This is a genomic window from Pseudarthrobacter phenanthrenivorans, assembly GCF_036455295.1.
Classification (GTDB): domain Bacteria; phylum Actinomycetota; class Actinomycetes; order Actinomycetales; family Micrococcaceae; genus Arthrobacter; species Arthrobacter phenanthrenivorans_C.
In genome coordinates, this window is sequence record NZ_JAYXNX010000004.1 from 47,206 (window position 1) to 68,950 (window position 21,745).

At 67.2% G+C, this 21,745-nt stretch carries 20 protein-coding genes and 1 riboswitch; of the genes, 19 read left to right on the forward strand and 1 reads right to left on the reverse strand.

All coding sequences use genetic code 11. The features are described from left to right. Positions 1 to 23: 23 nt before the first annotated feature. The 9 genes from rpe to hisF all read left to right on the forward strand — a co-directional run bounded on the left by rpe (position 24) and on the right by hisF (position 7,012). Positions 24 to 701 carry a ribulose-phosphate 3-epimerase gene (gene rpe, locus VXJ37_RS06300; RefSeq protein ID WP_331322202.1) on the forward strand — a complete coding sequence of 226 codons (678 nt, stop codon included), beginning with the start codon at positions 24 to 26 and terminating at the stop codon, positions 699 to 701. 41 nt (positions 702 to 742) lie between these two features. Next, positions 743 to 892: riboswitch (FMN riboswitch) on the forward strand. Positions 893 to 1,063: 171 nt separating this feature from the next. Beyond that, positions 1,064 to 2,203 (forward strand): bifunctional diaminohydroxyphosphoribosylaminopyrimidine deaminase/5-amino-6-(5-phosphoribosylamino)uracil reductase RibD, encoded by a 1,140-nt coding sequence (gene ribD / locus VXJ37_RS06305; RefSeq protein WP_331322203.1) that lies wholly within the window; start codon positions 1,064 to 1,066, stop codon positions 2,201 to 2,203. Beyond that, positions 2,203 to 2,877: a riboflavin synthase gene (locus VXJ37_RS06310; protein ID WP_331322204.1), complete on the forward strand. Its 675-nt coding sequence runs from the start codon at positions 2,203 to 2,205 to the stop codon at positions 2,875 to 2,877. Before ribD ends, VXJ37_RS06310 begins: the two co-directional genes overlap by 1 nt. After that, a complete protein-coding gene (ribB, locus tag VXJ37_RS06315; protein ID WP_331322205.1) occupies positions 2,874 to 3,629 on the forward strand; it encodes a 3,4-dihydroxy-2-butanone-4-phosphate synthase in 756 nt (251 codons plus the stop codon). The genes VXJ37_RS06310 and ribB overlap by 4 nt, the downstream gene beginning before the upstream one ends. Continuing rightward, entirely contained in the window at positions 3,626 to 4,360 is a 735-nt protein-coding gene (ribA, locus tag VXJ37_RS06320; RefSeq protein WP_331322206.1) for a GTP cyclohydrolase II, read from the forward strand. Before ribB ends, ribA begins: the two co-directional genes overlap by 4 nt. 32 nt (positions 4,361 to 4,392) lie before the next feature. Beyond that, the gene (gene ribH / locus VXJ37_RS06325) at positions 4,393 to 4,881 is read left to right on the forward strand and encodes a 6,7-dimethyl-8-ribityllumazine synthase (protein WP_331322207.1); all 489 of its coding nucleotides are present in this window, start codon (positions 4,393 to 4,395) and stop codon (positions 4,879 to 4,881) included. Positions 4,882 to 4,983: 102 nt separating this feature from the next. Next, positions 4,984 to 5,247 carry a phosphoribosyl-ATP diphosphatase gene (locus tag VXJ37_RS06330; protein ID WP_009358176.1) on the forward strand — a complete coding sequence of 88 codons (264 nt, stop codon included), beginning with the start codon at positions 4,984 to 4,986 and terminating at the stop codon, positions 5,245 to 5,247. 84 nt (positions 5,248 to 5,331) lie between these two features. Further along, positions 5,332 to 6,192: an ATP phosphoribosyltransferase gene (gene hisG / locus VXJ37_RS06335; RefSeq protein ID WP_331322208.1), complete on the forward strand. Its 861-nt coding sequence runs from the start codon at positions 5,332 to 5,334 to the stop codon at positions 6,190 to 6,192. Positions 6,193 to 6,235: 43 nt separating this feature from the next. Then, positions 6,236 to 7,012 (forward strand): imidazole glycerol phosphate synthase subunit HisF, encoded by a 777-nt coding sequence (gene hisF / locus VXJ37_RS06340; protein ID WP_331322209.1) that lies wholly within the window; start codon positions 6,236 to 6,238, stop codon positions 7,010 to 7,012. Positions 7,013 to 7,138: 126 nt separating this feature from the next. Here the strand turns inward: hisF and VXJ37_RS06345 are convergent, their stop codons facing one another. Further along, positions 7,139 to 7,783 (reverse strand): TIGR03085 family metal-binding protein, encoded by a 645-nt coding sequence (locus tag VXJ37_RS06345; RefSeq protein WP_141940969.1) that lies wholly within the window; start codon positions 7,781 to 7,783, stop codon positions 7,139 to 7,141. A gap of 112 nt (positions 7,784 to 7,895) precedes the next feature. On the opposite strand from VXJ37_RS06345, the gene hisI reads away from it, so the two are divergent. From hisI to VXJ37_RS06395, 10 genes are all read left to right on the forward strand, one after another. Continuing rightward, positions 7,896 to 8,360 (forward strand): phosphoribosyl-AMP cyclohydrolase, encoded by a 465-nt coding sequence (hisI, locus tag VXJ37_RS06350; RefSeq protein ID WP_331322210.1) that lies wholly within the window; start codon positions 7,896 to 7,898, stop codon positions 8,358 to 8,360. A 108-nt stretch (positions 8,361 to 8,468) separates the two neighbouring features. Next, on the forward strand, positions 8,469 to 10,031 hold the full coding sequence (locus VXJ37_RS06355; protein WP_331322211.1) for an anthranilate synthase component I: 1,563 nt from the start codon (positions 8,469 to 8,471) through the stop codon (positions 10,029 to 10,031). Further along, positions 10,031 to 10,714 carry a Trp biosynthesis-associated membrane protein gene (locus VXJ37_RS06360; protein ID WP_331322212.1) on the forward strand — a complete coding sequence of 228 codons (684 nt, stop codon included), beginning with the start codon at positions 10,031 to 10,033 and terminating at the stop codon, positions 10,712 to 10,714. Before VXJ37_RS06355 ends, VXJ37_RS06360 begins: the two co-directional genes overlap by 1 nt. A gap of 105 nt (positions 10,715 to 10,819) precedes the next feature. Further along, positions 10,820 to 11,107, forward strand: coding sequence for an HGxxPAAW family protein (locus tag VXJ37_RS06365; protein WP_056333411.1), 288 nt, complete (start codon positions 10,820 to 10,822; stop codon positions 11,105 to 11,107). Beyond that, positions 11,107 to 11,928 carry an indole-3-glycerol phosphate synthase TrpC gene (trpC, locus tag VXJ37_RS06370; RefSeq protein WP_331322213.1) on the forward strand — a complete coding sequence of 274 codons (822 nt, stop codon included), beginning with the start codon at positions 11,107 to 11,109 and terminating at the stop codon, positions 11,926 to 11,928. The genes VXJ37_RS06365 and trpC overlap by 1 nt, the downstream gene beginning before the upstream one ends. 125 nt (positions 11,929 to 12,053) lie before the next feature. Further along, complete coding sequence (gene trpB, locus VXJ37_RS06375; RefSeq protein ID WP_331322214.1) at positions 12,054 to 13,373, forward strand: tryptophan synthase subunit beta; 1,320 nt, start codon at positions 12,054 to 12,056, stop codon at positions 13,371 to 13,373. A gap of 11 nt (positions 13,374 to 13,384) precedes the next feature. Then, complete coding sequence (trpA, locus tag VXJ37_RS06380) at positions 13,385 to 14,218, forward strand: tryptophan synthase subunit alpha (RefSeq protein WP_331322483.1); 834 nt, start codon at positions 13,385 to 13,387, stop codon at positions 14,216 to 14,218. A gap of 3 nt (positions 14,219 to 14,221) precedes the next feature. Beyond that, positions 14,222 to 15,388, forward strand: a complete 1,167-nt coding sequence (gene lgt, locus VXJ37_RS06385; protein WP_331322215.1) for a prolipoprotein diacylglyceryl transferase — start codon at positions 14,222 to 14,224, stop codon at positions 15,386 to 15,388. A gap of 261 nt (positions 15,389 to 15,649) precedes the next feature. Then, positions 15,650 to 20,263, forward strand: a complete 4,614-nt coding sequence (gene gltB, locus VXJ37_RS06390) for a glutamate synthase large subunit (RefSeq protein ID WP_331322216.1) — start codon at positions 15,650 to 15,652, stop codon at positions 20,261 to 20,263. Then, a complete protein-coding gene (locus VXJ37_RS06395) occupies positions 20,256 to 21,713 on the forward strand; it encodes a glutamate synthase subunit beta (RefSeq protein ID WP_331322217.1) in 1,458 nt (485 codons plus the stop codon). The genes gltB and VXJ37_RS06395 overlap by 8 nt, the downstream gene beginning before the upstream one ends. Positions 21,714 to 21,745 lie beyond the last annotated feature (32 nt).

The following is a 21,745-nucleotide window of genomic DNA, read 5'->3' on the forward strand; positions in this document are numbered from 1 at the left end:
CACCTTCAGCGAAAGGCACATCCGTGACGCAATGCTGCATCAACCCGAGCATCCTCTCCGCCGACTTCGTCAACCTTGAAGCAGAACTGCAGCGGATCAGCAACGCCGACGCCGTGCACGTGGATGTCATGGACAACCATTTCGTCCCTAACCTGACCATTGGGCTGCCCGTGGTGCAGCGGATCCAGGCAGTCAGCCCTGTTCCGCTCGACGCCCACCTCATGATTGCCGATGCTGACCGGTGGGCGCCCGGGTTCGCCGATGCCGGCCTGGCCTCGGTCACCTTCCATGCCGAAGCGTCGATTGCACCCATCAAGCTCGCCAGGGAACTGCGCAGCAGGGGTTCAAAAGCCGGGATGGCCCTCCGCCCCGCAACTCCGGTTGAGCCCTACCTGGACATGTTGCCTGAACTGGACATGTTGCTCATCATGACCGTGGAACCGGGGTTCGGCGGCCAGGCGTTCCTGGACATCACCCTGCCCAAAATCCGCCGTGCGCGGGCTGCCGTGGACGGCTCCGGGCTGGGTGTGGCCATCCAGGTGGACGGCGGCATCACCGAAGAAACCATTACCCGCGCCGCCGAGGCCGGTGCCAATGTCTTTGTGGCGGGCTCTGCTGTTTACGGTGCTGACGATCCGGCGGCGGCCATCGACCTGCTGCGCAGCGAGGGCAGCCGGACGTTACGTGCGGCGACGGAATAACCGGGACCTCGTGCCGGTTATGGCACAATAACAAAACACACATACGTGCTCCGGGGTCGGTGTAAGTCCGAACCGGCGGTGACAGTCCGCGACCCGCGAGCCGGTGTCCTCTTCATGGGGATTCCGGCGGACGGTTGAACCGGTGAAATTCCGGTACCGACAGTTAAAGTCTGGATGAGAGAAGCACGTACAGCTGTATCTGCGCAGCCATTGGGCCGCGCAGCGTTCTGCTGTCGTATCCCCGGAGCCATCGCGGTTCAACAGGGAAGGAACGACACACGAATGAACCCCCAGCGATGGCTCTTTGACGCCGAAAATCCTGCCGCCTCCAGGGCAGGTACCCGCTCCGCATCGGCAACCGCATGACGGGCGCCGTGGAACTGCAGCCCGCTGCCGGGGTGGTCACTGCCTTTACTCCTGATGAAACCCGTTCCATGGAACAGGCCCTCCAGGCAGCCCTGCACGGCCCGCGCGGCGCGAACCCCCTGGTGGGTGCCGTCGTCGTCAGTCCTGAGGGCCGGCACCTCGTCACCGGCTACCACCGCGGCGCCGGCACGGCACATGCAGAGGCTGACGCAATTGCGCAGGCGGCCGCCGCAGGCCTGGACCTCACCGGCTGCACCATGGTGGTTACGCTGGAACCCTGCAACCACGTGGGCCGTACCGGCCCCTGCACGGAAGCAATCATTGCCGCCGGAATCACTGATGTGGTGTACGCGGTGGACGATCCCCATGATCCTGCCGCCGGCGGCGCCGCGACCCTGCGCGCTGCCGGTGTCCGCGTCCGCAGCGGCCTGGGTGCAGAGGAGGCGCTGGACCTGAACCGCCAGTGGTTCGAAGCGGTTGCCGCCAAGCGTCCGTTCGTCACCCTCCACATCGCGCAGACCCTGGATGGCCGGATCGCCGCGGAAGACGGCACCAGCCAGTGGATTTCCAGTCCGGAGTCGCTCGCGGACAACCACGGGATCCGCAGCCGCATTGATGCCATCCTTGTGGGCACGCAGACAGTGCTGGTGGACAACCCCCGCCTGACAGCACGGGATCCGCACGGCAACCCCGCGCCACGGCAGCCCGTGCGTGCCGTTATGGGGCTGCGGGCGATCCCCGACGACGCCGCCATCCATGGCGACGACGGCCTGGCCGTCCACCTCCCCACCCGCGACCCGCACGAAGCCCTGTCCCTGCTGTATAAAGCCGGCACCCGGCACGTCATGGTGGAGGGCGGTTCAAGCATCCTCAGCTCCTTCCTGTCTGCGGGCCTGGTGGACGAGCTCATCGTGTACCTGGCGCCCACCCTCCTGGGATCCGGCACCCCGTCCTTGAACGGACTCGGCATCCACAGCCTTCCGGACGCCCAGCAATGGGAATGGGACGCGTCCGACGGCGGCGCTGTGCGGACGCTGGGACGGGACCTGCGTCTTCACCTAAGACCGCAACGGAAAGTTGCACTTGACCAACCACCAACCCGCGACAGCGCGGAACAAGCCCAGGGAGGCTACTGATGTTCACCGGAATTATTGCCGAGCAGGGGCAGGTGCTGTCCGTGGAACGGGACGGTAACACCAGCGCCACCCTCCGGCTGCACGCACCCGGCTCCACCGAGGGCCTGGCACTGGGCGGCTCCATCGCCGTCAACGGCGTTTGCCTCACGGCGACCGCAATCGACGGCAAGGACTTCAGCGTGGACGTCATGGGCGAGACGCTGGTCCGCAGCACCATCGGCGAGCTTGGTGCCGGGGACCAGGTCAACCTGGAGCGCTGCGTTCCCGCAGGCGGACGCCTTGACGGGCATGTGGTGCAGGGACACGTCGACGGCGTGGGCGTCCTGCTGGAACGCGAACCCCAGGGCAACTGGGAGCGCCTGCGCTTCGGAGTCCCTGCCAACCTGGCGCGCTACATCGCGGAGAAGGGGTCGATTGCCATCGACGGTGTCTCCCTCACCGTCACGGCAGTCAGCCCCGCGGGGGAGCAGGAACCCTGGTTCGAAGTAGGCCTGATTCCCACCACCCTTGCCGAGACCGGCCTGGGCACCAAAACCACCGGCGGCCGCGTCAACCTCGAAGTCGACGTCCTGGCCAAGTACACCGAACGCCTGCTTGCCTTCCGTGGCGACGGTGTCCCGGCAGATGCCGCAGCCGTTGCCGGTGACGCAGCAAGCGCGGGAGGTGCACGGTGAACGCCGCAGTGCGCGTGGACGCCGCCGTTGCCCCTGGCGCCGCGACGGAACCTGTGGCCGCCCACCCCGCGGCCGTGCCGGCAAGGGGGCTGGATTCCATTGAGGACGCCGTGCGTGCCATGGCGGCCGGCCGGCCCGTGCTGGTGGTGGACAACGAGGACCGCGAAAACGAAGGCGACATTATCTTCGCCGCCCAGCACGCCACGCCGGCCCTGATGGGCTGGACCATCCGGTACAGCTCCGGAGTGATCTGCGTGCCGCTGACCGGAGAGCGCGCCGACGCCCTGGCCCTCCCGCCCATGACCGCCGTGAACGAGGACGCGAAAGGCACCGCGTACACCGTCTCCTGCGACGCCGCCACCGGTGTCAGCACGGGAATCTCCGCCACTGACCGCGCCCTGACCGCACGCATCCTGGCAGATCCGCACGCCGGTCCTGCCTCGGTAACCCGGCCGGGGCATATTTTCCCGCTCCGGGCAGTTGACGGAGGTGTGCGGGAACGCCAGGGCCACACTGAGGCCGCGGTGGACCTGTGCCGCCTTGCGGGCCTTGAGCCCGTGGGAGTGATTGCGGAAGTGGTGTACGACGACGGCGAAATGATGCGCCTGGACGGGCTCCGTTCGTTCGCAGCTGAACATGGGTGCCCCCTGATCTCCATCGAGGCCCTGGTGGCGTATCTTGAAGCCGGGGCCGGGGGAGCTCCGCATGAGGATGTCCGGGTAAGCCCGGGCGAAGAGAAGGAGAAGCGATGACGGCAACGGCAGCCAGCGACGACAGCCACCAGGACGGCCACCGGAAGCCCCACGCGGTGTCCGGCAAGACGCCCCATCCCGTCAGCGGAGGGCCGGTTGTGCAGCTTCCCACCGCCTTCGGCGACTTCGTGGCGCAGGCGTGGACTGACCTTGCCACCGGTGTGGAACACCTGGCCGTCAGTTCGCCCAATGCCCCCACTGACGGAAAGGCGCCCCTGGTCCGGTTGCACTCCGAGTGCCTGACCGGCGATGTCTTCGGCTCCTACCGGTGCGACTGCGGCGAACAGCTCGCCTTCGCCCTGGAAATGATCCGGGACAACGGCGGCACCCTCCTCTACCTGCGCGGGCAGGAAGGCCGCGGGATCGGCCTGGCCAACAAGATCAAGGCCTACGCGCTGCAGGAGGCGGGCTTCGACACCGTGGAAGCCAACGAGCAGCTGGGCCTGCCCGTCGACGCCCGGTGCTACAAGGCAGCAGCCCAGATCCTCGCCGAGATGGGCCTGCACGAGGTGCGGCTGCTGAGCAACAACCCGGACAAGCAGAACCGGCTGGCCAAGGCCGGGGTGAACGTCGTGGAAATGGTCCCCACCGAGGTGCCGTCCCGCGAGCAGAACATCCGGTACCTGCGTACCAAGAAGGACCGCATGGAACACCGGCTGCTGCTGGACACCCATAACGCTCCGGTGCCGGTCACGGCCCCGGACGCTTCTTACGACCACGAACAAGACTGAACTTCCAGAAGACGAACGGAACACAAGAACACATGAGCGGACACGGCGCACCCGACATCGACCTCAGCACCCTCAACCCGGCGGAGACTTCGCAGCTGAAGCTGGCCATCGTCGCAGCCAGCTGGCACACGCAGATCATGGACGGCCTCCTGGACGGCGCCCTCCGGGCAGCGAAGGACGCCGGCATCGCCGAGCCCACGGTGCTGCGGGTTCCCGGCAGCTTTGAACTGCCCGTTGCCGCCGCGCGGCTGGCACCGCACTTTGACGCCGTCGTTGCCCTCGGCGTCGTGATCCGCGGTGGTACCCCGCACTTTGACTACGTGTGCCAGGCGGCGACGTCGGGACTCACCGACGTCAGCGTGTCCACCGGAGTGCCGGTGGGCTTCGGCGTCCTCACCTGCGACAACGAACAGCAGGGCCTCGACCGCGCCGGCCTGCCCGGCTCCAAGGAAGACAAGGGCCACGAGGCAGTGACGGCGGCGCTGGCCACCGCGGTCGTCCTCAAGCAGTTCCGCAGCTAACAGCGGACCAGCGGCGGGTGCGGTGTGTATTCGCTCACATCGCGCCCGTCATCCAACGGCCCGGGAAGCGCCTGCGCCGCCGCAGCAAGTAGGCTGGAGGGCGTGAAGAATTTCGAGACGCTGTTCGCTGAGCTCAGCGAGAAGGCAGCCACCCGCCCGGAAGGCTCCCGCACCGTCGCTGAATTGGAGTCCGGTGTTCACGGCATCGGGAAGAAAGTCGTTGAGGAAGCAGCCGAAGTATGGATGGCTGCCGAATATGAATCCGATGAAGCCGCGGCAGAGGAAATCTCCCAGCTGCTGTACCACCTGCAGGTTCTGATGCTCGCCAAAGGCCTGACCCTGGAAGACGTCTACAAGCATCTGTAGCCACCGGTCCGGCGCACTGCCGCCGGGCCCGCCGTGGCCTGCACTGCCTGAAAACCAAGACCTTCCACCCAGAAAGAAATCCCCATGCTGCGAGTAGCCGTCCCCAACAAGGGCTCCCTGTCCGAAGCCGCCTCCGCCATGCTCTCCGAAGCCGGATACCGCCAGCGGCGCGACAGCCGCGAGCTGGTCATGGTGGACCCCGACAACGACATCGAGTTCTTTTTCCTCCGCCCCCGCGACATCGCGGTGTACGTGGGCCAGGGCACGCTCGACGTCGGCATCACCGGCCGCGACCTGCTGCTGGACGCCGAGGTGGAAGCCGAAGAGCTGCTGCCGCTGGGCTTCGCCGCCTCCACGTTCCGCTTTGCCGGGCCCGTCGGGGACTTCAGCTCCGCCACGGAACTTGAGGGCAAGCGCCTTGCCACCAGCTATGACGGCCTGCTCCGCAACTACCTCGCCGAACGCGGCATCAACGCCAAGGTGGTCCGGCTCGACGGCGCGGTGGAATCGTCGGTCCGCCTCGGCGTTGCCGATGCCATCGCCGATGTCGTCGAAACCGGCAACACCCTCAAGGCCGCCGGCATGGAAATTTTCGGCGACCCCATCCTGAAGTCCGAGGCCGTCCTGATCCGGCGCACCGGAAACGGCGGCGCCGCCAACGGCACGGCCAAGGAAATCGACGTCCTCATCCGCCGCCTTCAGGGCGTCCTCGTGGCCCGCCAGTACGTCCTGATGGACTACGACATCCGCAAGGAGCTGGTGGAAAAAGCAGCCAGCCTGACCCCGGGACTGGAATCACCCACGGTTTCCCCGCTGCGCGACTCAGACTGGGTGGCAGTACGCTCCATGGTGCCCAAGAAGGAAACCAACCGGATCATGGACGAGCTGTACGACCTCGGCGCCCGCGCCATCCTGGTCAGCAGCATCCACGCCTGCCGCATCTGACGCCGGCACCCCACCCCAGCAGCACCGAATTCCAGGAGTTCCCATGGCAGTAGCAGTACGCGTCATTCCCTGCCTCGACGTCGATGCCGGACGCGTCGTCAAGGGCGTCAACTTCGAGGGTCTCCGGGATGCCGGCGACCCCGTGGAACTCGCCCACCGGTACGACAACGCCGGCGCCGACGAACTGACCTTCCTCGACGTCACCGCGTCGTCGGGCAACCGCGAAACCACGTTCGACGTGGTCCGCCGCACCGCCGAGGAAGTCTTCATCCCGCTCACGGTGGGCGGCGGTGTCCGTGGCGTGGCTGAAGTCGACAAGCTCCTGCGGTACGGCGCCGACAAGGCCTCCATCAACACCGCCGCTGTGGCCCGGCCCGACGTGATTGACGAGATCACCCGGCATTTCGGGTCCCAGGTGCTCGTGCTGTCCGTGGACGCCCGCCGTACCCGCCCGGGCTCCCAGCCCACGCCGTCGGGGTTTGAAGTGACTACCCACGGCGGCCGCACGGGCACGGGAATCGACGCCATCGAATGGGCCAGGGAAGCGGCTGACCGGGGGGTGGGGGAGATCCTGCTGAACTCCATCGACGCCGACGGCACCAAGGACGGCTTCGACCTCGAACTCATCAAACTGGTCCGGGCGGCCGTCAGGGTTCCTATCATCGCCTCCGGCGGTGCGGGGGAGCCCGCCCACTTCCCGCCGGCCGTCGCTGCCGGTGCGGACGCCGTCCTCGCCGCGTCCATCTTCCACTGGGGACCGGACAACATGATGCACCAGGTCAAGGACGCCATCCGGGAAGCGGGCTACGAAGTCCGCTAGGACGGGTGGATGGGCCCACGCCCGCAGGGTTCCCTGGCCGAGCTTGCGAGGTTATGGAGCCGGTGGGAGGGCCCACGCCGGCTGGGTTCCCTGGCCGAGCTTGCGAGGTTATGGAGCCGGTGGGGACTAAAGCCCCACTTCGGCTGACTGCAGGAGCGCGACGGCGTCGGGCTGGCCTTCGAAAGTGACCAGGGCATGACGGGTGCGGCCGTGGGCGTGCATGAGCAGTTCGCCCGGCTCGCCGACGATCGCCACCGAAACAGGGGCGCGCTTGGCCACGTGCCGCGGGCCGGAGGGGCGGACGAGGACGATACCCAGGTCAACGCCGCGGTACAGGATGGCGGCCCGCTTGACCAGTTCGTCCCACAGCGCATCGGAGTAGGCCTCGTCCAGGGCCCTGGGGGCCCACCGGTCCACGGCGCGGCGGACGTCTTCGGTGTGCACGAAGTACTCGATCAGGTTGGCGCTTTCGTCCAGAGCTTTGATGCTCATCGGCGAGAGCGCCGGCGGCCCGGCGCGGAAGGTGTTCACCAGCCGGGCGTAGTCCTCGTTGCTGGTGAGCTTGGCCGCCAGCTTTGCGGTGGCCTGGTCCGATGCCTTGGCCAGGCGCTTGATGACCAGGCCGAGCCCGACGGCGGCTTTCCGCTCGCGCAGGTACAGATGCGCGGCAAGGTCCCTGGTGCGCCAGCCCTTGCACAGCGTGGGCGCATCAGGGCCGGCCGCAAGCAGGGTTTCGGCCAGGACTTCTCGGGACGGTTCGACGAAATGCATCACTTGTGAAACTAGCACGAGAGCTGTGAAGTTGGGCAGCATCGGAGGGGCCGGTGGCGTGCCGTTGTTCACAACAGGAGGCCGGCCCCGCAGAGGCACTAGACTTGACCCGATGTCTGAGCAGCCAACCCCCGTCCACACCGCAGGATCCGCCGTGTCCGCACCCGCGCAGTCCGTGCCGTCGTCGTCCGCGGAATCCTCACCCGCCGCGCCCCCGTCCAGCCCCCTTCCCGAAGAGCTGGCGGCGGCCCTCAAGCGCGATGCCGCAGGCCTGGTGGCCGCGGTGGTGCAGCAGTATGACACCAACGAGGTCCTCATGCTCGGGTGGATGGACGACGAAGCCCTCCACCGCACCATGACAACCGGCCGGGTCACCTTCTACTCCCGCTCCCGCCAGGAGTACTGGCGCAAGGGCGACACCTCAGGGCACGTCCAGTGGGTCAAATCGGTGGCCATGGACTGCGACGGCGACGCACTGCTGGTGCGCGTCGACCAGGTGGGTGCCGCCTGCCACACGGGCACCCGGACCTGCTTCGACGGCAGGGACCTGGACGTGGTGGCAGGCCACGCAGGCTAAGCCAAGCCCGCTGCCCCGGCGGCCCATGCCAGGCCGGCCCACCCAGCAAGCACACCCAAGGCGCCGGCATTGCCGGGCCTTTCGAAGAACAGGCGGACAAGCATAGCCATGCAGGACCTCGGAACCATCAGCCCAAGCCTCGAGGAATTCCGGGAACTCGCCGGCCACAGCCGCGTCATTCCCGTCAGGCTCAAGGTCCTGGCCGACGCCGAAACCCCCATCGGCCTGTACCGGAAGCTGGCCCAGGGCCAGCCAGGCACGTTCCTCATGGAATCCGCCGCTGTAGGGGGCGCCTGGTCCCGCTACTCCTTCATCGGCGCCAGGTCCCGCGCCACCCTGACCACCAAGGACGGCGAGGCCCACTGGCTGGGTGAACCGCCCGCCGGCGTGCCGGTCAGCGGCAGCCCCGTGGACGCCATCCGCGACACCATCGACGCCCTGCGCACTGACCGGTTCGACGGGCTGCCTCCCTTCACCTCCGGCCTGGTGGGCTTCCTGGGCTGGGAAACCGTCCGGCACTGGGAGCGGCTGGTCAGCCCTCCGGAAGACGATCTCCAGCTGCCGGAAATGGCCCTCAACCTGGTCACCGACATGGCCGTGCACGACAACGTGGACGGCACCGTCCTGCTGATCGCCAACGCGATCAACTTCGACAACAGCTCCGAGCGGGTTGATGAGGCCTGGCACGATGCCGTGGCCCGCGTGAAGGAACTCCTGGCCAGGATCAGCGCCCCCGTGGTGCAGCCCGTCTCCGTGCTGGCACCTGCCGCCCTGGACTTCGCGTCGAGCGTGCAGGAACGCTGGGACGAGGCGGAGTACTTGGCAGCCCTTGACCGCGGCAAGGAGGCCATCGTGGACGGCGAAGTCTTCCAGGTGGTCATCTCGCGCCGGTTCGAGATGGAGTGCAAGGCCTCCGCGCTGGACGTCTACCGGGTACTGCGCAACACCAACCCCAGCCCCTACATGTACATCTTCAGCCTCGCGGACGCCGATGGCCGGGAGTACTCCATTGTCGGGTCCTCGCCGGAAGCGCTGGTGACGGTCACGGGGCAGGAAGTCATCACGCACCCCATCGCCGGCTCCCGCCCCCGTGGAAAGACGGTGGAAGCTGACAAGGCCCTCGCCGAGGAACTCCTGGCGGACCAGAAGGAACGCGCAGAGCACCTGATGCTGGTGGACCTGTCCCGCAACGACCTCTCCAAAGTCTGCGTGGCAGGCACCGTGGACGTCACCCAGTTCATGGAGGTGGAGCGTTTCAGCCACATCATGCACCTGGTGTCCACGGTGGTGGGCCAGCTGGCGCCCCAGGCCAAGGCGTACGACGTCCTGAAGGCCACATTCCCGGCCGGTACCCTTTCGGGCGCCCCCAAGCCGCGCGCCCTGCGGCTCCTCGATGAGCTGGAACCGCACCGCCGCGGCATCTACGGCGGTGTGGTGGGCTACCTCGATTTCGCCGGCGACATGGACATGGCCATCGCCATCCGCTCCGCACTGATTCGCGAGGGGCGTGCGTACGTCCAGGCCGGCGGCGGCATCGTGGCCGATTCCGTGAATCCCACCGAGGCGCTGGAGACCGTGAACAAAGCGGCCGCCCCGCTGCGCGCCGTCCACACGGCCGGATCACTGCACAACATCTCGGCGGAATCCCTCCCCGGCGGGACGGACTCCTGATGCCGGATCCGGAAGCAGCCGCAGGCCACCCGAACAAGGCAGGCAAAGCAGGCAAGACCGGGAAGGCAGCCAAGGCGGGTCGGGCGGCCAAGGGTTCCACGCCGGTGTGGGCGCGCAAGTCCAACCTGGTGCTGTTGATCACCCTCCTGGCGCTTGCCGCGTTCGGAACCACCACCCAGACGTGGCTGACCGCCACCCTTGACCCCAGCCTGGTGGGTCAGGCAGCAGCCCAAAGCGGCATCCCGGTGCAGGGAAGCAAAGCCGCCACCACGGTTACGGCCCTGGCCCTCGTGGCCCTGGCCGGCGGCCTTGCCGCGGCCATCGCGGGCAAGATCGCCCGCTGGGTCATCACGGCCATCATCATCGTTGCTTCCGCCGGTGTGGTCACGGCCGCGGCAGCCGTCCTGGCCGACCCCCTCGCAGCCGCCCAGGGAACCATCGCAGGCGCCACCGGCGTCTCCGGCAGCCAGGCGCACGTTGAGGTCACCGCCTTCCCGGTCCTCGCCGTCGTCGCGGGCTGCCTGCTGGCCCTGGCCGCACTGCTGCTCCTGCCGGCGTCCCGCTATTGGAAGACGCGCACCAAATATGACGCGCCCGCGGCGGCGGGGACCGCTGCAGCCTCGGGCCCCATGGACGAGATCGACAGCTGGGACCGGCTTTCCCGCGGCGAGGACCCCACGTAGGGCCAACGGCCACCAGCGCCGCTACGGGCGCCGGGTCCGGCGGTACGCGGGCGGCAGCCAAAAAATGGCAGAATGTAAGCAGTATCCATCCTGAGGAGATTTTCCATGAGCAAAGCACCTGCGTCCGTTTCCAAGTCAGGCACCCGCACGGTTGCCCCCGGCGCCATTGACCACAGCCAGGAACTGGGCCACGGCAACAGCCCGGCCGCCTGGACCTGCGTCATTGTCATGCTCGTAGGCGCACTCATCGCAGCCATCGCCTTCGTCATCGCCAGCACCCCCATCTTCATCGGCGGTGCCGTGGTGATGGTCATCGGCCTGATCCTCGGTTATGTCATGCGCAAGGCAGGCTACGGCGTCGAAGGCAGCAAGCTGAAGAACTCCGGCCACTGATGGCGACTGTTCTCGACGACATCAACGCCGGTGTCAGGGAGGATATGGAGGCCAGGAAGCGGCTCGTTTCGCTGGCTGAGCTGAAGGACCTGGCCCAGGCCGCGGCACCTGCCCGTGACGCCTGGGCGGCCCTCGGCGGCACCTCGCCAACCCGGGAACAGCTGAAGGTCATCGCCGAAATCAAGCGCCGCAGCCCCTCCAAGGGCGATCTCGCCAGCATCGGCGACCCTGCCTCGCTCGCCAGGCAGTACGCCGACGGCGGTGCCTCCGTCATCAGCGTCCTCACTGAACAGCGCCGGTTCAACGGGTCCCTGGCGGACCTCGACGCCGTGCGGGCCGCCGTCGACGTCCCGTTGCTGCGCAAGGACTTCACGCTCGATGAGTACCAGATCTGGGAAGCCCGTGCCCACGGCGCCGACCTCATCCTGCTCATCGTGGCCGCCCTGTCGGACACTCAGCTTTCCGACTTCAGCGCGCTCAGCCGGGAACTCGGCATGAACGTGCTGGTGGAGACACACACGGAGGAAGAGATCGAATGGGCCGTCGCGGCCAACGCCCGGATCATCGGCGTCAACGTCCGCAACCTCAAGACGCTCGACGTCGACCGTTCCGTCTTTGCCTCGCTGGCGGGGTTGATCCCCGCCGAGGCAGTCGTGGTCGCCGAGTCGGGCGTCCGCAACGCGGACGACGTCACGCATTACGCCGCAAGCGGCGCCAACGCCATACTGGTGGGCGAGGCCCTGGTAAGCCACGCCACGCCGCGGGAGCGCATCGCTGAGTTCACGGCCGCCGGCGCCGCCGCGATCGCAGCGCGCAGCTGAGGCCACCGCACCATCCGGCCTCCTGCAGGGGCAGCGGCACGCTGGCCCCGCAGGACACGGCCACCGTTCCGGCCATGCGCCGGAACAGCACTTTTTGACCGCCAACTTCGAACAGGACAGGACTGATGGCTCAAGCACCCTCAGGAAACGCTGACAACAACACCGCGGAAGCATTCCTGCAGGGCGGATCCCTCCGCCACGCCCCGGGGCCGTACTTCGGCAACTATGGCGGCCGATGGATGCCTGAGTCGCTCATTGCCGCCCTGGATGAACTTGAAGAAACGTTCAACAAGGCCAAGGACGATCCCGAGTTCCGGGCGCAGATCGCTGACCTGAACAAGAACTACTCCGGCCGCCCGTCGCTGCTGACCGAGGCCAAGCGGTTCTCCCAGCATGCCGGGGGAGTCCGGGTATTCCTGAAGCGTGAGGACCTGAACCACACCGGGTCGCACAAGATCAACAACGTCCTGGGCCAGGCGCTGCTTGCCAAGCGCATGGGCAAGACCCGCATCATCGCCGAGACCGGCGCCGGCCAGCACGGCGTGGCCAGCGCCACCGCTGCCGCCCTCATGGGCCTGGAATGCGTGGTGTACATGGGCGCGGAGGACTGCCGCCGCCAGGCACTGAATGTCGCCCGGATGGAACTGCTGGGCGCCAAGGTCATCCCCGTCACCAGCGGATCGCAGACCCTCAAGGACGCCATCAACGACGCCCTGCGTGACTGGGTGGCCAATGTTTCCACTACCCACTACCTGCTGGGGACCGCCGCTGGCGCCCACCCGTTCCCCGCCATGGTCCGCTACTTCCACGAGGTCATCGGCGAGGAAGCCCGCGCCCAGATCCTGGAACAGGAAGGCCGCCTGCCGGACGCCGTCTGCGCCTGCATCGGCGGCGGTTCCAACGCCATCGGCATTTTCCACGGGTTCCTGGACGACCCTTCCGTCAAGCTTTTCGGCTTCGAAGCCGGCGGCGACGGGGTGGAGACCGGCCGGCACGCTGCCACCATTACGCTGGGCAAGCCGGGCGTCCTTCACGGTGCGCGCTCCTACCTGATGCAGGACGATGACGGGCAGACCATCGAGTCGCACTCCATCTCCGCCGGCCTGGACTACCCCGGCGTAGGCCCCGAGCACTCCTACCTGTCGGACATTGGACGGGTCAGCTACGAGCCCATCACGGACAGTGAGGCCATGGACGCGTTCCGCCTCCTGTGCCGCACCGAGGGCATCATCCCTGCGATTGAGTCCTCGCACGCCCTGGCCGGAGCCATCAAGGTGGGCGAGCGGTTCGCCGCCGAGGACGCGGCTTCGGCCGGCGAAAAGATCATCATCGTGAACCTTTCAGGCCGCGGCGACAAGGATGTGGCCACCGCAGCCGAATGGTTTGACCTGTTGGACAAGAATTCCGCCGAATCTGAGATCGGCAAAGAGGGGGAGCAGCTGTGAGCAGCGCAGAGATGTCCGGCCACGCAGAGACGGCCAGCAAGGCAGCAGCGGCGATCGACCGGGCCCGTTCCCAGGGGCGCGCCGCCCTCATCGCCTACCTGCCCGCCGGGTACCCCAGCGTCGAGGATTCCATTGCGGCCGGCATCGCGGCCGCCCGGAACGGCGCGGACCTGATCGAAATCGGCATTCCTTATTCGGATCCGGTAATGGACGGGCAGGTCATCCAGGCCGCCACCACCGAGGCGCTGGCCAAGGGGTTCCATGTCAGCCAGGTGTTCGACGTTGTTGCAGGCATCACCAGCCAGACCGACGCAGCCGTCCTGGTCATGACCTACTGGAACCCGGTGGTCCGCATGGGCGTGGACGAGTTCTCCCGCAGGCTGGCCGAGGCCGGGGGAGCCGGGCTCATCACCCCTGACCTCATCCCCGATGAGGCCGGCGAGTGGATGGAAGCCTCTGACAAGTACGGCCTGGACCGGGTGTTCCTCGTGGCACCGTCCTCCACTCCCGAACGCATGCAGCGCACCGTGGATGCAAGCCGCGGCTTCGTCTACGCCGTGTCCATCATGGGTGTCACAGGCGCCCGCTCCTCGGTGAGCTCCGCCGCCAAGGATGTCGTCTCCGCAGCGCACGGTGCCGGCGCGGAGCGCGTCTGCGTCGGCCTGGGCGTATCCAACGCCGACCAGGTCCGCGAAATCGCTGCCTACGCGGAAGGCGTCATCGTAGGCACCGCCCTTGTCAAGACACTGGGCGACGGCGGCGTGGACGCCGTCGCCAGCCTCACCAAGGACCTCAGCACCGGGCTCACCAGGGAAGCCGGCTCCGCGCAGGAAGCCGGGGCGTAAGCCATGCAGGCACTCCTTCAGGCGGCCGCCCTGTCACCCGCTTTGGTGCCAGCCAGCATCCCCAGCCCGGGTTGGTCCGGGTTCGACATCCCCCTGCCGTGGGGCAGCCTGCGGATCCACGCCTATGCCCTGTGCATCCTGGCGGGAATCGTCGTGGGCCTGTGGCTGACCTCCGTCCGCTGGGCCAAACGCGGCGCCCCTGAAGGCAGTGTCTGGGACATCGTCATCTGGGCCATCCCCTTCGGCATCATCGGCGGACGGCTGTACCACGTGGTTTCGTCGCCGGATGCGTACTTTGGTCCCAACTTCGACGGCACCGGGGATCTTTCCCTGATCCCGCAGATCCAGCGGGGCGGGCTGGGAATCTGGGGCGCCGTCGTCCTCGGTGCCATCGGTGCCTGGATCGGCTGCCGCCGCAGCGGCGTCAAGCTGAGTGCCTTCGTTGACGCCGCGGCTCCCGGCCTGCTGCTCGCCCAGGCCGTCGGCCGGTGGGGCAACTACTTCAACCAGGAGCTCTTCGGCGGTCCCACCACGCTTCCGTGGGGACTGCAGATCGATCCCAACAACCCCAACTTCCCGGCGGGCATGCCCGCGGACACCCTGTTCCACCCCACATTCCTCTACGAATCGCTGTGGAACCTCGCGGGCGTGCTCATCCTGCTCGCCCTGGACCGGCGCTTCCACTTCCGCCGCAGCCGCCTCTTCTGGCTGTACGCCATGTACTACACTCTTGGCCGCGTCTGGATCGAACTGCTGCGCATCGACGACGCGGAGCAGATCAGCATCTTCGGCATCACCACCAGGCTGAACGTGTGGACCAGCATCTTCGTATTCCTGGCCGCCCTGGCCGCGTTCATCCTGCTTGGTTTCAAGGGGCGCCCGGAACCGGACAGCGTTTACCTCCCAGGCCACGAGCCGGACACCGAGCCCGCCAGGAACGCGGATCCTGAGACAGTCACAAAGGTCCGTGATCCGGACACTGTTGTCTCAGATAGTGATTCGCGTGGTAATCTCCCTGATAACCACAGCGGTTCCAGGCATGCTTCCGACCCCACGGAAGAGGCCGAGGCTGCACCGGCGGGCGTCAAGCCCGGACCGGATGCAACGGCTGCCGGACACTCCGGCAGCACAGCCACCGGAGCCGCGCCGGAGGCCGGCACCGGCAAGTAGGACGCCGGCCAGGCAGGGCAGCAGAGCCACCGCTCGAAGGGCCCGAAACCACAACGTCGTGGCATGGGGCATTCTCTTGACAGCGTGAAGCTGCTGTCCGGTGGTGCCCCGGGCAGGGGCCTGCGTAACCGTTAGTTCAGCAGGCTGCGCTGACCTACAATTTCCAGTAATCAACACTTTGTTGTGCCCCTGCAACGGCGCCGACGAGTGGGGCCAACGGTGTCCCTTCCATACGCACGATCAGGAGGAAGGACGTCTCCCATGACCCAAACTCTTAACACTCCCAGCTGGTCCGAACCGGATCAGCCTGAGGCTGCAATGTCGCCGTTCAAGCGCTTTGCCGCCATGCCGGAGGCTGCCGGGCTGTACAACCCGGAACAGGAGAAGGACGCCTGCGGCCTGGCGATCATCGCCACCCTGCGCGGCGAGCCCGGGTATGACATCGTTGACGCCGCACTGACCGCGCTGCGCAACCTTGAGCACCGCGGCGCCGTAGGCGCTGACGAAGGCACGGGTGACGGCGCCGGTCTCCTCATGCAGATCCCGGACGAGTTCTTCCGTGCGGTCACCGAGTTCGAACTGCCCGCTCCGGGCCAATACGTTGCCGGCACCGCATTCCTTCCTGCCGAGCAGCGCGAGGCCGCGGCTGCCAAGGCCGGAATCGAGGGGCTGGCCGCCGACGAGGGACTCAAAGTCCTTGGCTGGCGTGAAGTGCCCGTGGTGGCCGACCTGGTGGGCGCCATGGCGCGTGCCTGCATGCCCTACTTCTCCCAGCCGTTCTTTGCAGCCGCTGACGGCAGGGAACTGGACCGCAACGAACTCGACGCCCGCGCCTGGCGCATCCGCAAGCGCGCCCAGAACAAGTTCGGCGTCTACTTCCCGTCGCTGTCCTCCCGCACCATCGTCTACAAGGGCATGCTCACCACTGCCCAGCTGGAGCCGTTCTACCCGGACCTCTCCGACAAGCGGTTCAAGACCAAGCTCGCGATCGTGCACTCGCGCTTCTCCACCAACACCTTCCCGTCCTGGCCGCTGGCGCAACCGTTCCGGACCATTGCCCACAACGGTGAAATCAACACCGTCAAGGGCAACCGGAACTGGATGCGCGCCCGCCAGTCCCAGCTGGCCAACCCGCTGCTGGGCGACTCGCCGGAAGAGCTGTACCCCATCTGCACCCCCGGTGCCTCCGACTCCGCGTCCTTCGACGAGGTAGCCGAGCTCCTCTGGCTGTCCGGGCGCCCCATCACGCACGCGATCATGATGATGATCCCGGAGGCCTGGGAAAACCACGCCACCATGGATCCTGCACGCCGTGCCTTCTACGAGTACCACTCGCTGCTGATGGAACCCTGGGACGGCCCCGCGGCCGTCTCCTTCACCGACGGCAACCTGGTCGGCGCCACCCTGGACCGCAACGGACTGCGCCCCGGACGGTTCTGGATCACCGAGGACGGCCTGATCGTCTTCGCCTCCGAGGTGGGCGTGATCGACGTCGAACCCTCCAAGGTGGTCAAGAAGGGCCGTGTGTCCCCGGGCAAGATGTTCCTGGTGGACACCGAGGCCGGCCGCATCATCGACGACGAAGAGGTCAAGGCCGAAGTTGCCGCCGCCAACCCGTGGGCGGAGTGGGTCAAGGACAACCTGATCGACCTCAATGAGCTGCCCGAGCGCGAGCACGTGGTGCACACTGCCGCGTCCGTGAACATCCGCCAGCGCACTTTCGGCTACACCACCGAGGAACTGAAGATCCTGCTGAGTCCCATGGCCCGCACCGGCGCCGAGCCCCTCGGCGCCATGGGCTCGGACACTCCGGTGGCCGTGCTGTCCAAGCGCCCCCGCCTGCTCTTTGACTACTTCGTGCAGTCCTTCGCGCAGGTCACCAACCCGCCGCTGGATGCCATCCGCGAAGAGCTGGTGACGTCGCTGACCTGCGCCATCGGACCCAACGGCAACCTGCTGGACACCAAACAGGTCCGTCAGCCGCAGGTGCAGCTGCCGTTCCCGGTAATCAACAACGACCAGCTGGCCAAGATCGCCAACATCGAGGACGCCGATGGCAACCGCGTGGCCATGAAGGTCCGCGGCCTGTACCGCCCCGAAGGCGGCGAGAATGCGCTGCGCGCCCGGCTCACGGAGATCTGCGAGCAGGTCTCAGGCGCCATCAACCGCGGCGTGCAGTACATCGTGCTCTCCGACCGTGACTCCAATGCACAGTGGGCGCCCATCCCGTCCCTGCTGCTGGTCAGCGCCGTGCACCACCACCTGCTGCGCAGCGCCAACCGCACCAAGACCGCCCTTGTGGTCGAGGCCGGCGACGTCCGCGAGACGCACCACGTTGCCGTCCTGATCGGCTACGGCGCCTCCGCCGTCAACCCGTACCTGGCCATGGAATCCGTGGAGCAGCTCATCGCTGCAGGCGACGTCACCGGGGTAACCCCGCAGGACGGCGTCTACAACCTGATCAAGGGCCTGGGCAAGGGCGTCCTGAAGATCATGTCCAAGATGGGCATCTCCACCGTTGCCTCCTACACGGGCGCCCAGACCTTCGAAGCGCTGGGCCTGGGCCAGGAACTGGTGGACGAATTCTTCGCCGGAACGCACTCCCAGCTGGGCGGCGTGGGCTTGGACGTCATCGCTGCCGAGGTCTCCGCACGGCACCAGATGGCCTACCCGGACGGCGGCATCGAACAGCCGCACCGCCCGCTCCTGGGCGGCGGCGAGTACCAGTGGCGCCGCGACGGCGAGCCGCACCTGTTCAACCCGGAGACGGTGTTCCGGCTGCAGCACGCCACCCGCGAACGCCGCTACGACATCTTCAAGGCCTACACCAAGGGCGTGGACGACCAGTCCACCAACCTGATGACCCTGCGCGGCCTGCTTAAGTTCAACAGCAACCGGCCCTCCGTCCCCCTCGAGGAAGTGGAGCCGGTCTCCAGCATCGTCAAGCGGTTCTCCACCGGGGCCATGAGCTACGGCTCCATCTCCCAGGAGGCCCACGAGACGCTGGCCATCGCCATGAACCAGCTGGGCGGCAAGTCCAACACCGGTGAAGGCGGCGAGGACGTTGACCGCCTCCTGGATCCGAAGCGCCGCTCTGCAGTCAAGCAGATTGCGTCCGGACGTTTCGGCGTGACCAGCCTCTACCTGACCAACGCCGACGACATCCAGATCAAGATGGCACAGGGCGCCAAGCCCGGTGAGGGCGGCCAGCTGATGGCGCAGAAGGTCTACCCGTGGGTGGCCCGCACGCGGCATTCGACCCCCGGCGTCGGGCTCATTTCCCCGCCCCCGCACCACGACATCTACTCCATCGAGGACCTCGCTCAGCTCATCTACGATGCCAAGCGCGCCAACCCCTCGGCACGGGTGCACGTGAAGCTGGTCTCGGAAGTCGGGATCGGCACCGTGGCGTCCGGCGTTACCAAGGCGAAGGCCGACGTCGTACTTGTCTCCGGACACGACGGCGGCACCGGCGCCTCACCGCTGAACTCGCTCAAGCACGCCGGTGTTCCGTGGGAGCTGGGCCTCGCCGAGACGCAGCAGACCCTGATGCTCAACGGCCTCCGCGACCGCGTGGTGGTCCAGGTGGACGGCCAGCTCAAAACCGGCCGCGACGTTGTCATCGCAGCGTTGCTGGGCGGCGAGGAGTTCGGTTTCGCCACCGCCCCGCTGGTGGTGGAAGGCTGCATCATGATGCGCGTCTGCCATCTCGACACCTGCCCGGTGGGCGTCGCGACCCAGAACCCCGAGTTGCGCGCACGCTTCAGCGGCAAGCCCGAGTTCGTGGTCAACTTCTTCGAATTCCTCGCCGAGGAAGTCCGGGAGATCCTGGCCGAGCTTGGCTTCCGCAGCCTTGAGGAGGCCATTGGCCACGCCGAGGTGCTGGACAGCCGTGAGGCGATCGACCACTGGAAGGCCGACGGGCTGGATCTGGACCCGATCCTGCACGGCCTGGAGTTCGACGACGACGCGCCGCTGCGGAACATGACCGGGCAGAACCACGAGCTGGACAAGCACTTCGACCAGCGCCTGATCACCATGGCCACCGAGGCCCTGACCGACCGCAGCCCGGTGAAGATCACTGTGGACGTCATCAACACCGACCGTTCCGTGGGCACCATGCTGGGCCACGTCGTCACCAAGACCTTCGGTACCGACGTCCTGGCCACGGACACCATCGAGGTCACGCTGAACGGTACCGCCGGCCAGTCCCTGGGCGCCTTCCTGCCGGCGGGCATCACCCTGCGGCTGTTCGGCGACTCCAATGACTACGTGGGCAAGGGCCTGTCCGGTGGGCGGATCATCGTCCGCCCGGACCGCACCAATGTCTTCAAGGCGGAAACCAACGTCATCGCGGGCAACGTGATCGGCTACGGCGCCACCAGCGGCGAAATGTTCCTGCGCGGCCAGGTGGGCGAACGCTTCCTGGTCCGCAACTCCGGAGCCACCGCCGTCGCCGAAGGCATCGGCGACCACGGCTGCGAGTACATGACCGGTGGCCAGACGCTGATCATCGGCCGCACTGGCCGCAACTTCGGTGCAGGTATGTCCGGCGGCACCGCGTACGTCCTTGACCTGGACACTGCCAAGGTCAACAAGGAAGCCCTGCAGTCCGGCGAACTCCAGCTCCGCGAGCTGGATGCCGAGGACCGCGACATCGTCCACGGCCTGCTGGTCAAGCACGTGGAAGAAACTGACTCCCAGCTGGCTGCGCGCCTCCTCGAGAACTTCGATGACACCGCCGCCCGCATCACCAAGGTGCTGCCGCGCGATTACGCGGCCGTGCTGCAAACCCGTCTCGACGCCATCGAAGAGGGCCTTGACCCCGACGGCGAAGAAGTATGGTCTCGAATCCTGGAGGTGACCGGTGGCTGATCCACGCGGATTTCTGAAAGTACGCCAGCGGGAAACCCAGCCGCGCCGTCCCGTGCCCGTGCGCATCATGGACTGGAAGGAAGTCTATGAGGCGCAGGAAAAGGGCACGCTGAAGGCACAGGCCGGGCGCTGCATGGACTGCGGCATCCCGTTCTGCCACCAGGGCTGCCCGCTGGGCAACCTCATTCCCGAGTGGAACGACCTCACGTGGCGGGACAAGGGCGAGGAAGCCATTGAGCGGCTGCACGCCACGAACAACTTCCCCGAGTTCACCGGCCGGCTGTGCCCGGCGCCCTGCGAGGCGTCCTGCGTGCTGGGGATCAACCAGCCTGCCGTGACCATCAAGCAGGTGGAAGTCTCGATTATCGATGAGGCCTGGGACAACGGCTGGGTCAGCCCGCTGCCGCCCACCCGCCTTACCGGCAAGACCGTTGCCGTCGTCGGCTCCGGCCCTGCCGGCCTCGCGGTGGCCCAGCAGCTCACCCGCGTTGGACACACCGTTGCCGTCTACGAGCGGGACGACAAGATCGGTGGCCTGCTGCGCTACGGCATCCCCGACTTCAAGATGGAAAAGGAGCAGGTGGACCGCCGCGTCGAGCAGATGAAAGCGGAAGGCACCCGCTTCCGGACCGGCGTCGCCGTTGGCACGGACGTGACCTGGGAGCAGCTGCGCCGCCGGTACGACGCCGTGGTGATCGCCACCGGCGCCACCGTACCGCGGGACCTGCCCATCCCGGGCCGGGACCTCGACGGCATCCACTTCGCCATGGACTACCTGGTGCCCGCCAACCGCGCCGTCGCCGGTGAGACCATCGAAAACCAGATCAACGCCCATGGCAAGCATGTGGTGATCCTGGGCGGCGGTGACACCGGTGCGGACTGCCTGGGCACGGCCCACCGGCACGGCGCAGCGTCCGTCACCACCCTCGCCATCGGCAAGCAGCCGCCGTCGGAGCGTGCCAGCCACCAGCCGTGGCCGACGTTCCCCACCCTGTTCGAGATGGCCAGCGCCCACGAGGAAGGCGGCGAACGCACCTACCTCGCCTCCACCGTCGAGTTCGTTGGCGAGAACGGCAAGCTGACCGGCGTCAAGGTGGCTGAAACCGAATTCGTCGACGGCAAGCGCCTCCCCAAGGCCGGCACTGAGCGGATCATCCCCGCCGACCTGGTGTTCCTGTCCCTCGGCTTCACCGGCGCGGAACCGGCCGGGATCGCTGAGCAGGTCCACGCCGAGTTCGACGGCCGCGGCAACGTGGCCCGCGACGGCTACTACATGACCAACACCGAAGGCGTCTTCGTTGCCGGTGATGCCGGGCGTGGACAGTCCCTGATCGTGTGGGCCATCGCCGAGGGCCGCGCAGCCGCTGCCGCAGTGGACAAGTACCTGATGGGAAGCACCATCCTTCCCGCACCCGTCGCCCCGACGGACCGCGCCATCGCCGTCCTCTAGGACTGCACCGAGGGTTCACCTCGCCGACAACT

Coding starts and splice junctions, on each gene's coding strand:
- VXJ37_RS06355 (WP_331322211.1), top strand. CDS start 8,469: ATGCAGGACCTCGGAACCATCAGCCCAAGCCTCGAGGAATTCCGGGAA.
- ribH (WP_331322207.1), top strand. CDS start 4,393: ATGAGCGGACACGGCGCACCCGACATCGACCTCAGCACCCTCAACCCG.
- gltB (WP_331322216.1), top strand. CDS start 15,650: ATGACCCAAACTCTTAACACTCCCAGCTGGTCCGAACCGGATCAGCCT.
- VXJ37_RS06310 (WP_331322204.1), top strand. CDS start 2,203: ATGTTCACCGGAATTATTGCCGAGCAGGGGCAGGTGCTGTCCGTGGAA.
- ribA (WP_331322206.1), top strand. CDS start 3,626: ATGACGGCAACGGCAGCCAGCGACGACAGCCACCAGGACGGCCACCGG.
- trpC (WP_331322213.1), top strand. CDS start 11,107: ATGGCGACTGTTCTCGACGACATCAACGCCGGTGTCAGGGAGGATATG.
- VXJ37_RS06345 (WP_141940969.1), bottom strand. CDS start 7,783: ATGCATTTCGTCGAACCGTCCCGAGAAGTCCTGGCCGAAACCCTGCTT.
- hisG (WP_331322208.1), top strand. CDS start 5,332: ATGCTGCGAGTAGCCGTCCCCAACAAGGGCTCCCTGTCCGAAGCCGCC.
- trpB (WP_331322214.1), top strand. CDS start 12,054: ATGGCTCAAGCACCCTCAGGAAACGCTGACAACAACACCGCGGAAGCA.
- VXJ37_RS06360 (WP_331322212.1), top strand. CDS start 10,031: ATGCCGGATCCGGAAGCAGCCGCAGGCCACCCGAACAAGGCAGGCAAA.
- trpA (WP_331322483.1), top strand. CDS start 13,385: ATGTCCGGCCACGCAGAGACGGCCAGCAAGGCAGCAGCGGCGATCGAC.
- lgt (WP_331322215.1), top strand. CDS start 14,222: ATGCAGGCACTCCTTCAGGCGGCCGCCCTGTCACCCGCTTTGGTGCCA.
- hisI (WP_331322210.1), top strand. CDS start 7,896: ATGTCTGAGCAGCCAACCCCCGTCCACACCGCAGGATCCGCCGTGTCC.
- hisF (WP_331322209.1), top strand. CDS start 6,236: ATGGCAGTAGCAGTACGCGTCATTCCCTGCCTCGACGTCGATGCCGGA.
- ribD (WP_331322203.1), top strand. CDS start 1,064: ATGACGGGCGCCGTGGAACTGCAGCCCGCTGCCGGGGTGGTCACTGCC.
- VXJ37_RS06365 (WP_056333411.1), top strand. CDS start 10,820: ATGAGCAAAGCACCTGCGTCCGTTTCCAAGTCAGGCACCCGCACGGTT.